12 protein-coding genes are annotated in these 12,268 nt (G+C 65.2%); 10 read left to right on the forward strand and 2 right to left on the reverse strand.

Annotation, left to right across the window (positions count from 1 at the left end):
- Positions 1–2 precede the first annotated feature (2 nt).
- Positions 3–1,193, reverse strand: a complete 1,191-nt coding sequence (locus C5B91_RS00120; protein WP_008091417.1) for a hypothetical protein — start codon at positions 1,191–1,193, stop codon at positions 3–5.
- 145 nt (positions 1,194–1,338) lie between these two features.
- On the opposite strand from C5B91_RS00120, the gene C5B91_RS00125 reads away from it, so the two are divergent.
- Positions 1,339–2,706 (forward strand): hypothetical protein, encoded by a 1,368-nt coding sequence (locus tag C5B91_RS00125; protein WP_115818930.1) that lies wholly within the window; start codon positions 1,339–1,341, stop codon positions 2,704–2,706.
- Positions 2,707–2,745: 39 nt separating this feature from the next.
- The gene (locus C5B91_RS00130; RefSeq protein ID WP_115804438.1) at positions 2,746–3,228 is read left to right on the forward strand and encodes a type IV pilin; all 483 of its coding nucleotides are present in this window, start codon (positions 2,746–2,748) and stop codon (positions 3,226–3,228) included.
- A 49-nt stretch (positions 3,229–3,277) separates the two neighbouring features.
- Here C5B91_RS00130 and C5B91_RS00135 read toward each other — a convergent pair whose 3' ends face one another.
- The gene (locus tag C5B91_RS00135) at positions 3,278–3,901 is read right to left on the reverse strand and encodes a methyltransferase domain-containing protein (protein ID WP_004973651.1); all 624 of its coding nucleotides are present in this window, start codon (positions 3,899–3,901) and stop codon (positions 3,278–3,280) included.
- A 155-nt stretch (positions 3,902–4,056) separates the two neighbouring features.
- Here C5B91_RS00135 and ahaH point away from each other — a divergent pair, with 155 nt between their 5' ends.
- The 8 genes from ahaH to C5B91_RS00175 all read left to right on the forward strand — a co-directional run bounded on the left by ahaH (position 4,057) and on the right by C5B91_RS00175 (position 12,159).
- Positions 4,057–4,389 carry an ATP synthase archaeal subunit H gene (gene ahaH / locus C5B91_RS00140; protein WP_004973649.1) on the forward strand — a complete coding sequence of 111 codons (333 nt, stop codon included), beginning with the start codon at positions 4,057–4,059 and terminating at the stop codon, positions 4,387–4,389.
- On the forward strand, positions 4,376–6,586 hold the full coding sequence (locus C5B91_RS00145) for a V-type ATP synthase subunit I (RefSeq protein WP_115818931.1): 2,211 nt from the start codon (positions 4,376–4,378) through the stop codon (positions 6,584–6,586). Before ahaH ends, C5B91_RS00145 begins: the two co-directional genes overlap by 14 nt.
- A 171-nt stretch (positions 6,587–6,757) precedes the next feature.
- Positions 6,758–7,015 (forward strand): F0F1 ATP synthase subunit C, encoded by a 258-nt coding sequence (locus C5B91_RS00150; protein ID WP_115818932.1) that lies wholly within the window; start codon positions 6,758–6,760, stop codon positions 7,013–7,015.
- A 21-nt stretch (positions 7,016–7,036) separates the two neighbouring features.
- Positions 7,037–7,621, forward strand: a complete 585-nt coding sequence (locus C5B91_RS00155) for a V-type ATP synthase subunit E (RefSeq protein ID WP_008091429.1) — start codon at positions 7,037–7,039, stop codon at positions 7,619–7,621.
- Complete coding sequence (locus C5B91_RS00160) at positions 7,618–8,664, forward strand: V-type ATP synthase subunit C (RefSeq protein WP_008091431.1); 1,047 nt, start codon at positions 7,618–7,620, stop codon at positions 8,662–8,664. Before C5B91_RS00155 ends, C5B91_RS00160 begins: the two co-directional genes overlap by 4 nt.
- Positions 8,661–8,981: a V-type ATP synthase subunit F gene (locus C5B91_RS00165; protein ID WP_004044608.1), complete on the forward strand. Its 321-nt coding sequence runs from the start codon at positions 8,661–8,663 to the stop codon at positions 8,979–8,981. The genes C5B91_RS00160 and C5B91_RS00165 overlap by 4 nt, the downstream gene beginning before the upstream one ends.
- A 6-nt stretch (positions 8,982–8,987) precedes the next feature.
- Positions 8,988–10,748: an ATP synthase subunit A gene (locus C5B91_RS00170; protein WP_008091438.1), complete on the forward strand. Its 1,761-nt coding sequence runs from the start codon at positions 8,988–8,990 to the stop codon at positions 10,746–10,748.
- Between the two features lie 4 nt (positions 10,749–10,752).
- Complete coding sequence (locus C5B91_RS00175; RefSeq protein ID WP_008091439.1) at positions 10,753–12,159, forward strand: ATP synthase subunit B; 1,407 nt, start codon at positions 10,753–10,755, stop codon at positions 12,157–12,159.
- Positions 12,160–12,268: the final 109 nt, after the last annotated feature.

Here is a 12,268-nt window from a genome sequence, read left to right on the forward strand (position 1 = left end):
GATTACTCCTCGTCTTCGTCCTCGTCGGGGAGCGAGATGAGGTTCTCGCGGCCGAGGCGCAGTTTCTCGACGCGCTCCTCGTCGGCCATCGCCGACAGGAGCTGCGAGACTTTGGCGTCGGACCAGCCGGTCTCCTTGACGATGTTCGCCTGCTTCATCCGCCCGCCGCTCCGTTCCAAGAGGAGTTCGACCCGCTCTTCGTCCGAGAGTAAGTCGAGGTCGATATCGTCGGGCGCTTCGCCTGCTTCGCCGTCGTCGTCAACCTCTTCGTCGGTGCCGAGTTCGTCGGCCGGCTCCGGCGTCGGCTCCTGACGCCGCGTGGGCGTCGATGCCGACGGTTTGGCCGTGGCCGCGTCGCCCGGCCGCCGCCGGGTGAACAGGACGACTCCCGCCACGAGCACCAAGAAGACGATGGCACCGCCACCGACGAGCGTCCACGGAATGGCTCCGTCAGACCCTGTGGAAACGTAACTCACGCTTAGTTGCTCGGTCGACTCGAACGTCCGCGGCCCCTCGGCGACGACGGCGTTGTTCTCCAGCGGGATGTCTGTGTCACTGACGGCGTAGCCCGGGGGCGTCTGAATCGTGAGGTTCTGGTTCGACTGCAGCGAGGTGACCCACGTCTCGCCGCCACCGGCCGAGAAGGCGTCACCGACGCGCAGCCCTTCGTCGGTCTGTTCCGCGAAGTTCGTCCAGGTGAACCTCAACACGAGGACGCCGGTCCCGTTTTCGACGTACCCCGTCGTCGTCGCGTTCTGGACGGTCATCGACCGACCGGTCTGCTCGGCGGCCGTCTGGCTGACACGCTGAAAGAAGGCGGCGTCGGGGCCGACATCGGTGGTTCCCTGCTCGTACTCCTGTGCGAACTCTTCGAACGCCGCGGTCTCGTTTCGCGTCTCGAGCTCGTAGCGCATCTCGATGCGCCAGTCCGCCGAGCGGTCGTCGCGAACTCGAATCGATATCTCCGTCCGCGGCGACCGTTCGAGACTCGTCTGCTGGGTGACGAGCGGTGCGCGGCCGAGGGCGGTGGGCGCTTGCGAGCGAGAGTCGGAACCGAAAACGTCGACTCCGGAATCGTCGACTGCCGCGTCAACGCCGTGAGCGCCAAGCGCAGTCATATCTGTGGCCGCCGCCGGGACTGCGACGCCGGAGACGATGGTGAGGAGGGCAACGATGAGGGCGGCGCTCCGCATACGTAAATCCGTTTCATCCGGCGATGAAAACGCTTTCCATCGACTCAACAGCGTCATACGTCGCCGACGTGCGCTCTCGAGGCTTCGCCGTGCCGACGCCGCCAAGAGGGTCATTTTAGTACCGGCACCGTGTACCCTCACGGCGATGAAGGCCCTCCCGCTCGTCGTCGTCATGCTCTTGGTGGCGTCGCCGGTTCTCGGCGCGGTCGGTCCCGCGGACGGCTCGGCCCAAGCGACGGCTCTCGACGAGCCGGCCCCCGCGCAGGTCCAGTCGCCGTCCAACGAGACGATTCACGTCCTCGATATCCCGTCGTCGCAACTGGTTCGAGCGACCGTCGAGCCCGCCCATGTCGACCTCGGCCCGTCCCTCGGCTTCGCCGGCCTCGATACCAGCGGCGAGGTTCAATCGCGCGCGTCGATCGAGCGTATCGAGTCCGCGGGTGACGACAGCACCCGCCAACAGCTCATTCTCGACGAGATAAACAGCATCGAGCAGCGCGCGATTGCGCTGCAAAGCGCACAGCGCTCCGCAGTCGAACAGTTCAACGCGGGGGAGCTCACCGCGCGCGAACTCCTCGTCGAACTCGCGCGAATCGACGCCGAGGCCCGCGGCCTCAACGAGCGACGCGTCGCCCTCCGGGAACTCGCCACCGAGACGCCGGACTTCTCTATCAACTCCGGCCGGCTCGCGGCGCTCGAACGCGAACTCGACACGTTCACCGGTCCGGTTCGGCAGTACGCCGTCACGGTCATGTCCGGCCAGTCCGACACCGCTCGGTTCTCCGTCCGAACGAGCGAGACGGGCGTCGTCCTCGGCGTCGTAGCTGACGGAGAGTACGTCCGCGAGGCCTACCGCGCCGGGCTCCGCAACCGCGACCAGAGCACGGTCTCCTACGAGGAGGCGCTCGACATCGTCGCGGAGAGCTACCCCACCATCTACTCGAGCCGCGCCGCGCAGAACGGGACCAACGTCATCAGCGCCGGTGACAGCCACCGCGTGCGAATCAACTACGACCGCGGTCAGTTGACCGCCTACGTCGACGCCGGGAGCGGGCGGGTGTTCAAGGAATCGCAGACCCGCCCCCTCGGTTCGATTGCGACCGGGGCCGTCGCGACCGAGGTCAAAGACGGCCTCGCGCTCACTGTCGACCGGACCTACCCCGGCGGACCGCTCCGAATCCAGCTGAACGAAAGCGGGAGCGACGACCCGGTAGACGCGAACGTCACCATCGGGCTCGAAGCCAGCCAAGAGAGCACGCTTCTCGGCCACACCGGCACCGACGGGACGCTCTGGACCGTCTCGCCGTCGTCTCCCTACACCATTACGGTGATTAAGGGCAACTCGGCGGTCGTGCTCACCACTTCACCGACGCCGATGCCCGACCTCGTCATGAACACGACCGCGGAGGCGAACGACAGCGCCGCGATGATCACCTCGACGCCGACCGAGTCGACGAGTTCCGCGTCGGTCGGTTCGGAGGGCGCACCGCCCGGTCCGCCGGCGGTCATCTGACCGGAGCTTCTTATCCCATGACGGGGCCACCCCGTCTCGATGTCCCGTCAGTTCCGCCGCTCGACTCGCGGCTCGTCCGTGCTCCTCGGGAGCGTGCTCCTCATCGGTCTCGTGGTCGTCGTCGCGGCCGCCGTCGGCGCGGCGGCGTTCGACGCGGCCGACTCCTCGCCGACGCCGACCCGGCCGACGGCGCTGTCGCTCGAGGTCTCGGGCGACACGCTGTCGCTGACCCACGAGGGGGGCGCGCCACTCGACGTGGAGTCACTCGCGATTCGAATCTCCGTGGACGGAGAGCCGCTCGCCCACCAACCGCCCGTGCCGTTCTTCTCGGCCAGCGGGTTCCGTCCCGGACCGACCGGTCCGTTCAACGCCGCGGCCGACTCCCGGTGGACCGCGGGCGAGACGGCGACGCTCGAACTCGCGGGGACGAACGACCCGGACATCGAACTCGGCGCGACGGTAACCGTCCGCGTCTTCGACGGGGAGACGCCGGTCGCGGCGCTCGAAGCGAGCGCGTCGTGAGTCAGGGGTGACGAAAACGAGCGTCCGAGTCGAACGCGGCGGCCGCGATTTATTCCTCTGGTGCGCGCGCGATGGTCACGATGGCCCGCGGACTGCCGGGCTGGCGCTGGAGGATGTGGTGTTCGATGTCGACGAAGCCGGCGGCCTCGAACATTCGGTCGGCCTCCTCCTCGTCGTAGAACAGCATGATGGCGTCCGCCAACTTCTGGAAGACGCCGGATTTCGGGTCGTCGGGACCGACGACGAGGACTTTGCTCCCCGGCTTCACCACGCGTCGGAACTCCTCGAGCGCGGTGACCGGGTTCGGCCAGTACTCGATGGAGCCGGACGACCAGATGACGTCGAAGGAGTCGTCGGCGAAGGGGAGCCGCTCCGCGTCCCCGCGATAGAACCTGACCTCGTCGTTCTTGCCGAACTTCTCCCACGCCTTCTGCATCTGGTGGATGCTCTGGTCGAGGCCGTGGACGTCGTCGGTGTAGCGGAGCAGTCCCTCGGTTCCGAAGCCGGTGCCACAGCCCACGTCGAGGACGCGGTCGCCCTGCTGGATGTCGAGCATCTCCAGCGCCTCGTCGCGCATCTCCTCGTTCCAGATGAACGGGTTCACCCGGTCGTACACCTTCGAGAGGTACTTGTAGAACAGGCGGGCCCGCGCTTTGTTTTCGAGGACTCCCATCGCGCCGGGATTAGGACTCACCGATGATAACGGTGCGGATTCGCCGCGCCGGTCGGCGTTCACGGGGGGTAAACCGCCGCGTTCCCCGAGCGTCTGTCACAGACTTTCCGCAAACACCTTATACAGCGCTTGTGCAACGTTCCTGTGATACGAGTATGCCGAGACAAGAGGTTCTCGAACGAATCAAAACGGCCGAGCAGGAGGCCGACGACATCGTTGAAGAGGCCGAGGCCAAACGTGAGGAGCTCGTCGCGGAGGCGCGTCGCGAAGCCGATGAGATTCGCTCCGAGGCCGAAGAAGAGGCCGCAGAGCTCGAATCCGAGCGTCTACAGGAGGGACGCGCGGAAATAGAGACGGAGCGGGAACGCATCCTCGAAGAAGGCGAGGACGCCCGCGACGAATTGGTTGCCGAGGCGGAAGACCACATCGACGACGCGGTCGAATTCGCCATCGGCAAATTCGAGGAGGCGGTTGATGCTCAGACCTGAGCAGATGAGCAAGGTCTCGGTGACCGGTTCCAAGGGCGTCATGCCCGAGGTCATCGAGGCTGTCCACGACCTCCGACTGCTGCACGTCACCGAATACGACGGCTCGTGGCAGGAGGAGTTCGGATTCGAGACGGGGTCGCCCATCGAAGGCGCCGAGAGCGCGTCCGACAAGCTCGTCACCGTCCGCTCGCTCAAGAGCATCCTCGGGGTCGAAGACACCGACTCCGGCCGGCAGCGCATCGTCCCCGACGACGCGCTCGGCGAGCCCCTCGAAGAGATTCGAGCCGAGGTCAACGAACTGGACGACCGCCGCTCAGAGCTCGAAAACGAGCTCCGCGCGGTGGACGAAGAAATCGACGCGATGGAGCCGTTCGTCGACCTCGGGCTCGACCTCGACCTGCTTTCGGGGTACGAGACGCTGCAGGTCGTCGTCGGACAGGGGAAGGTCGAACCCGTCGAGCGCGCCGTCGTCGACGCCGACGACATCAACGCTTACGAGATCTTCTCGGGCGAGCGAACGCACGCCATCTTCGGCCGCCCGGTCGACGGTGCCGACGAGATGGCGCTCGCCGACGCGCTCGTCGGCGTCGAGTTCGCCACGCTCGAAGTCCCGGACGCCTCGGGAAGCCCCGAAGAGCACATCCGCAACCTCGAACAGCAGAAGCGCGAAATCGAGTCGAAGCTCGAGACCGTCGAGTCCGAGCTTCACGACATCGCCGTCGAGGAGGGCGAGTTCCTCCTCGCCGCCGAAGAGCGCCTCGCAATCGACGTCCAGAAGACGGAAGCACCGCTCTCGTTCGCGACGACGGAGAACGCCTTCGTCGCCGAGGGCTGGATTCCGAGCGAGCGGTACAACACGTTCGCGAGCACGCTCAAAGACGAGGTCGGCGAGCACGTCGCGGTCGAGGAGCTCGAACGCGCCGAGTTCTCGCGTGACGGGCACGACCACGCGCGCGAGGATGTCGCCGAGAGTGGTGGCACGGTCGCCGCCACCGACGGCGGAACCGTCTCGATGTCCAGCGACGACCCGCCGGTCGTCCAGAAGAACAGCGGCGCAGTCAAGCCGTTCGAAATCCTCGTTCAGGCGGTCAATCGCCCGAGCTACTACGAGTTCGACCCGACCATCATCCTGTTCCTGACGTTCCCGACGTTCTTCGGGTTCATGATCGGTGACCTCGGGTACGGTGTCATCTACACCGCCATCGGCTTCTTCCTCTACTCGAAGTTCGATGACGGCGCGATCAAGAGCATGGGTGGCGTCACCATCGCCGCGGGGCTGTTCACGACGTTGTTCGGCATCCTCTACGGCGAGATATTCGGCTTCCACCTCATCACCGAGTACTTCTGGGAAGGCGTGCTCGGGATGTCGAACCCGCCCATCGAGAAGGGACTGTCGCCGGCCACCTCTGAGTGGGCCCTCGGTTGGCTCACCGTGAGCGTCGCCGTCGGTATCTTCCACGTCAACGTGGGGTACATCCTCGACTTCTTCGAGAACTACGAACTCCACGGCGCGAAGGACGCAGTCCTCGAAAGCGGTTCGTGGATCCTCATGCTGAACGGCCTGTGGATCTGGATCTTCAGCGACGCGCTCGGTGGCGTGCCGCCGGAGTTCCTGTTCACCACGTTCGCGGCTGACGGGCTCATCCCGCTCGGCTTCTCCGGCTTCTCGTTCATCGTCGGCTGGGCCGGCTTCGGGATGTACATCCTCGGCGCGGTGCTCCTCGGGATGGCCGAACTGGCCGAACTCGTCGAGTTCGCCGCCCCGCTTTCGAACGTCCTGTCGTACACGCGTCTCGGCGCGGTCCTCATCGCGAAGGCGTCGATGGCGTTCGCCGTCAACCTGCTCGTCTTCGGCGTGTACGTCGACGACCACGGCGGCTGGCACTTCGGGCTCGGCGGGATGCCCGACTCCGCCGCGGTGGCGGCACTCGGCGCGGGTGAAACGCTGAGTTACCACGGCTACGAAGTGACCGAGGTCCTGTTCGGCGGCATCTTCCACACGGGTGCCGCGGGCGTCGTGGGCGGACTGCTCGTCCTCGTCGTCGGTCACCTGGTCGTCCTCGCACTCGGCGTCACGAGCGCCGGCCTACAGGCCGTGCGTCTCGAGTACGTCGAGTTCTTCAACAAGTTCTTCGAGGGCGGCGGCCGCGAGTACAACCCGTTCGGGTACGACCGCGAGTTCACGACCGAAGACTAACCCTCTCCGGCGATTCTTCTTTGACTTCGTTCGCTCGGAGCGGCCGCTTTTGCAATGACGACGATTCCGCCGTCGTAGACAGACCGTCCAGACGTTTTGGGAACCTTTATGATACGGCTGACGCCACATGCAGACGTTCGGAGACGACAATCCGGTACTCAGGAACACACAATGATTGAAGCAATTGAACCCCTCATGACTGCACTGCAGAGTGAAACCGCTTCCTCGCCCGCTATCACCGCCGACGCTGCGGCGGCCCTTTCCGTCGGTATCGCCGCCTTCGCCGCGGGCTATGCGGAGCGTGGCATCGGTTCCGCTGCGATGGGCGCCATCGCGGAAAACGAGGACCTCTTCGTTAACGGGCTGGTCCTTACGGTTCTCCCCGAGACCCTCGTTATCCTCGCACTGGTCGTTGTCTTCGCGGCCTAAGCACCCCCTCTCTTTCCCATTATGAGTTTGGACAACGTCGTTGAGGACATCCGAGACGAAGCCCGCGCACGCGCAGAGGACATCAGGCAGGACGGCCAGGAACAGGCAGACGAAATCGTCGCCGAGGCCGAGGCCGACGCCGAAGAACTCCTCGAATCGCGGAAGGCGGACGTCGAGCAACAACTCGAACGGGAGCGCGAACAGGCGCTCTCCAGCGCGAAGCTCGAAGCCAAGCAGGCTCGACTCAGCGCCCGTCGTGACGTGCTCCAGCGCGTCCGCGAGCAGGTCGAAAGCGAGCTCGCCGAGCTGGAAGGCGACCGTCGCGAAGAGCTCACCCGCTCGCTGCTCGACGCGGCGTCGGTCGAGTTCGAAGACGAAGACGAAGTCTCCGTCTACGGCCGCGCCGACGACGAGGACCTGCTTTCGAGCATCCTCGAAGACTACGACGGCTACGAGTTCGCCGGCGAGCGCGACTGCCTCGGTGGCGTCGTGGTCGAGGGCTCGAACTCGCGCGTCCGGGTGAACAACACCTTCGACTCGGTCCTCGACACAGTCTGGGAGGACAATCTGAAGGAAGTGAGTGCGCGACTGTTCGACGACCAATGAGCACTACAGGCGGCTCGAATCCCGAATACGTCATCGCTCGCGTTCGAGCGCGACGTAGTGCCCTGTTCGGCGACGAGGAGTACCGCAAACTGGTCCGCATGGGGCCGGCCGAAATCGCTCGGTTCATGGAGGAATCGGAGTACGAAACCGAGGTCAACGCGCTCGGCAGCCGTTTTTCGGGCGTCGACCTCATCGAGTACGCGCTGAACCAGAATCTGGCGAAGCAGTTCAACGATATCCTCGACTGGGCAGACGGCCGCCTCTACGACCTCATCGCGCGGTACCTCCGTAAGTTCGACGCGTGGAACGTGAAGACGATCATCCGCGGCATCTACTCCGGCGCGTCCCGCGACGAGGTCGAATCCGACCTCATTCGCGCCGGCGAGTTCGACGACCGCCTCCTCTCGCGACTGCTCGACGCAGACGAGATAGAGGAGATCGTCAACCTCCTCTCCGGCACTATCTTCGGAGACGGCCTCGCGGCCGCCTACGAGGAGTTCGAGGAAGTCGGCGTCCTCGTTCCGCTGGAGAACGCGGTCGACCGCGCCTTCTACGAGCAGCTGCTCGAGGGTCTGGTCGTCGGCGAAGAGGCGAAGAAGTACCGCGAGTTCCTCGAAGCCGAAATCGACTTCCGAAACGCCCGCAACGCGCTCCGCATCGCTCGCAGCGGTGCCGACCTCGACCCCGTCGACTACTTCATCGAGGGCGGCACGCTGTTCCGCGCGTCGGAGCTCGCGTCGCTGGCGACCAGCCCGGACGAGCTGGTGTCGAAGATTCGTGACAGCCGGTACGGCGACCGCCTCTCGACGGCCCTTTCGGACCTCGAGGAGGCCGACAGCCTCATCGGCTTCGAGCGCGCCCTCGACGCGGCGCTCTTGGAGTACGCGGACACGCTCGGTTACGTGTTCCCGCTTTCTGTCACGCCAATCGTCTCGTACATCCTCGCCAAGGAGCGCGAGGTCGACAACATCCGGGCCATCGCCCGCGGCCGCGAGGCCGGGCTGGACCCCGATGCAATAGAAGAGGAGCTGGTCATCCTATGAGCCAGGAAATCGCAGTTATCGGCAGTCCGGACTTCACCACGGGCTTTCGGCTTGCGGGCGTCCGCAAGTTCGAGAACGTCCCGGACGAAGCGAAGGACGACGAACTCGACGAAGCCGTGACGCGAACGCTGGAGGACGAGGACGTCGGCATCATCGTGATGCACGAAGACGACCTCGACCACCTCTCGCGTAACGCCCGGCAGTCGGTCGAGCGCAGCATCGAGCCGACGCTCGTGACGCTCGGCGGTTCCGGCGGCGCGAGCGGCCTCCGTGACCAGATCAAGAGAGCAATCGGTATCGATCTGATGGACGAATAACCAAACATGAGTCAGGCAACACAAGATTCCGTTCGCGAGGACGGTGTCATCGCAAGCGTGAGTGGTCCGGTCGTGACCGCCCGTGGCCTCGACGCCCGCATGAACGACGTCGTCTACGTCGGCGACGAAGGCCTAATGGGCGAGGTCATCGAAATCGAGGGCGACCTCACGACTATTCAGGTGTACGAAGAGACCTCCGGTGTCGGTCCCAGCGAACCCGTCGAGAGTACGGGCGAACCGCTGACCGTCGACCTCGGTCCGGGGATGATGGACGCCATCTACGACGGCGTGCAGCGTCCTCTGGACGTGCTGGAGTCGAAGATGAACTCGGCGTTCCTCGACCGCGGTGTCGACGCGCCGGGTATCGACCTCGAAAAGAAGTGGGAGTTCGAACCCACCGTCTCCGAGGGCGACGAGGTCGCCTCCGGCGACGTCGTGGGGACGGTCCCCGAGACCGTGACCATCGAACACAAGGTCATGGTCCCGCCGGACTTCGAGGGCGGCGAAGTCGTCGCCATCGAGGAAGGCGAGTTCTCCGTCACCGAGACGGTCGCCGAACTCGACAACGGCGAAGAGATTACGATGCACCAGGAGTGGCCGGTGCGTCAGGCGCGTCCCGCCGCGGAGAAGAAGACCCCGCGCGAACCGCTCGTCTCGGGGCAGCGCATCCTCGACGGCCTGTTCCCCATCGCGAAGGGCGGAACGGCCGCGATTCCGGGTCCGTTCGGGTCCGGGAAGACGGTCACCCAGCACCAGCTCGCCAAGTGGGCCGACGCGGACATCGTCGTCTATGTCGGCTGCGGCGAGCGCGGTAACGAGATGACCGAGGTTATCGAGGACTTCCCGGAACTCGACGACCCGAAGACCGGCAACCCGCTCATGGCTCGGACGTGCCTCATCGCGAACACGTCCAACATGCCCGTGGCGGCCCGCGAGTCCTGTATCTACACCGGCATCACCATCGCGGAGTACTACCGCGACATGGGATACGACGTCGCGCTGATGGCCGACTCCACCTCCCGGTGGGCCGAGGCCATGCGCGAGATCTCCTCGCGTCTCGAGGAGATGCCCGGCGAAGAGGGGTACCCCGCGTACCTCGCCGCGCGTCTCTCCGAGTTCTACGAGCGCGCCGGCTACTTCACGACCGTCAACGGCGAGGAAGGTTCCGTCTCCGTCATCGGCGCGGTTTCGCCGCCGGGCGGCGACTTCTCCGAGCCGGTCACGCAGAACACCCTGCGTATCGTGAAGACGTTCTGGGCGCTCGACGCGGACCTCGCAGAGCGCCGTCACTTCCCGGCGATTAACTGGAACGAGTCGTACTCGCTCTACCAAGAGCAGCTCGACCCGTGGTTCGTCGAGAACGTCGAGGACGACTGGGCCGAAGAGCGCCAGTGGGCCGTCGACGTACTCGACGAGGAGAACGAACTGCAGGAAATCGTTCAGCTCGTCGGTAAGGACGCCCTGCCGGAGGACCAGCAGCTGACCCTCGAAATCGCTCGCTACCTCCGCGAGGCGTACCTCCAGCAGAACGCGTTCCACCCGACGGACACGTACTGTTCCCCCGAGAAGACGTACGGTATCCTCACCGCCATCCACGCGTTCAACGACGAGGCGTTCAAGGCGCTCGAAGCCGGCGTCCCCGTCGAAGAGATTCAGGCCATCGAGGCGGCTCCCCGGCTGAACCGCATCGGTGTGCAGGAAGACTGGGAGGCGTACATCGAGGACCTCAAAGCAGAAATCACCGAGCAGCTCCGCGAGCTGTACTGAGACCATGAAGGAATACCAGACTATCACCGAAATCAGCGGCCCGCTGGTGTTCGCCGAGGTCGACGAGCCGATCGGTTACGACGAAATCGTCGAAATCGAGACGCCCCAAGGCGAAACCAAGCGCGGACAGGTTCTCGAATCCTCCGAGGGCCTCGTCGCGATTCAGGTGTTCGAAGGCACGAGCGGTATCGACAGGAACGCGTCCGTCAGGTTCCTCGGCGAGACCCTCAAGATGCCCGTGACCGAGGACCTCCTCGGGCGCGTGCTCGACGGGTCCGGCCAGCCAATCGACGGTGGCCCCGAAATCGTTCCCGACGAGCGTCGGGACATCGTCGGCGCGGCAATCAACCCCTACTCCCGCGAGTACCCCGAGGAGTTCATCCAGACCGGCGTCTCCGCCATCGACGGCATGAACACCCTCGTCCGCGGTCAGAAGCTCCCGATCTTCTCCGCGTCGGGGCTTCCCCACAACAACCTCGCGCTCCAGATCGCCCGTCAGGCGACGGTGCCCGAGGACGAAGAAAGCGGCGAAGAGTCCGAGTTCGCAGTGGTCTTCGGCGCGATGGGTATCACGCAGGAAGAGGCGAACGAGTTCATGGAGGACTTCGAGCGCACGGGCGCACTCGAGCGCTCCGTCGTCTTCACGAACCTCGCGGACGACCCCGCAGTCGAGCGGACGGTCACGCCGCGTCTCGCGCTGACGACCGCCGAGTACCTCGCGTTCGACAAGGACTACCACGTCCTCGTCATCCTGACCGACATGACCAACTACTGCGAGGCGCTCCGCGAGATCGGTGCGGCTCGCGAAGAGGTCCCCGGTCGCCGTGGCTACCCGGGTTACATGTACACCGACCTTGCACAGCTCTACGAGCGTGCAGGTCGCATCCAGGGTCGCGACGGCTCTGTCACGCAGATTCCCATCCTCACGATGCCGGGTGACGACGACACGCACCCGATTCCGGACCTGACCGGCTACATCACCGAGGGTCAGATCTACATCGACCGCGACCTCAACTCGCAGGGTATCCGCCCGCCGATCAACCCGCTTCCGTCCCTGTCGCGTCTCATGGACGACGGTATCGGTGAGGGCCTCACCCGCGAGGACCACGCCGACGTGTCCGACCAGATGTACGCGGCGTACGCGGAGGGTGAAGACCTGCGCGACCTCGTGAACATCGTCGGTCGCGAGGCGCTGTCCGAGCGCGACAACAAGTACCTCGACTTCGCCGAGCGCTTCGAAGCCGAGTTCGTCAACCAGGGCTTCGACACGGACCGGTCCATCGAGGAAACCCTCGACATCGGCTGGGACCTCCTGTCGATGCTCCCGAAGTCCGAGCTCAACCGTATCGACGAGGAGCTCATCGAGGACTACTACCACGAAGACGCCGAGTCGGTCGAAGCGGAAGCCTAGACCGCGACGAACGCCGCGTTCGTCCCTCGGTTCGATTCTTCTCTTCTATTCGCGCCCCGAGCCGTGCGACCGCACGCCCGCCGCGAGAACTTCCTTATGGCTCGGCGAC

This window comes from Haloferax sp. Atlit-10N, from assembly GCF_003586325.1.
GTDB classification, from domain to species: Archaea; Halobacteriota; Halobacteria; order Halobacteriales; family Haloferacaceae; genus Haloferax; species Haloferax prahovense.

Bases quoted from the DNA above. Each gene is read 5' to 3' on its own strand.
- C5B91_RS00120 (WP_008091417.1), bottom strand. From the start codon at position 1,193: ATGCGGAGCGCCGCCCTCATCGTTGCCCTCCTCACCATCGTCTCCGGC.
- C5B91_RS00125 (WP_115818930.1), top strand. From the start codon at position 1,339: ATGAAGGCCCTCCCGCTCGTCGTCGTCATGCTCTTGGTGGCGTCGCCG.
- C5B91_RS00130 (WP_115804438.1), top strand. From the start codon at position 2,746: ATGTCCCGTCAGTTCCGCCGCTCGACTCGCGGCTCGTCCGTGCTCCTC.
- C5B91_RS00135 (WP_004973651.1), bottom strand. From the start codon at position 3,901: ATGGGAGTCCTCGAAAACAAAGCGCGGGCCCGCCTGTTCTACAAGTAC.
- ahaH (WP_004973649.1), top strand. From the start codon at position 4,057: ATGCCGAGACAAGAGGTTCTCGAACGAATCAAAACGGCCGAGCAGGAG.
- C5B91_RS00145 (WP_115818931.1), top strand. From the start codon at position 4,376: ATGCTCAGACCTGAGCAGATGAGCAAGGTCTCGGTGACCGGTTCCAAG.
- C5B91_RS00150 (WP_115818932.1), top strand. From the start codon at position 6,758: ATGATTGAAGCAATTGAACCCCTCATGACTGCACTGCAGAGTGAAACC.
- C5B91_RS00155 (WP_008091429.1), top strand. From the start codon at position 7,037: ATGAGTTTGGACAACGTCGTTGAGGACATCCGAGACGAAGCCCGCGCA.
- C5B91_RS00160 (WP_008091431.1), top strand. From the start codon at position 7,618: ATGAGCACTACAGGCGGCTCGAATCCCGAATACGTCATCGCTCGCGTT.
- C5B91_RS00165 (WP_004044608.1), top strand. From the start codon at position 8,661: ATGAGCCAGGAAATCGCAGTTATCGGCAGTCCGGACTTCACCACGGGC.
- C5B91_RS00170 (WP_008091438.1), top strand. From the start codon at position 8,988: ATGAGTCAGGCAACACAAGATTCCGTTCGCGAGGACGGTGTCATCGCA.
- C5B91_RS00175 (WP_008091439.1), top strand. From the start codon at position 10,753: ATGAAGGAATACCAGACTATCACCGAAATCAGCGGCCCGCTGGTGTTC.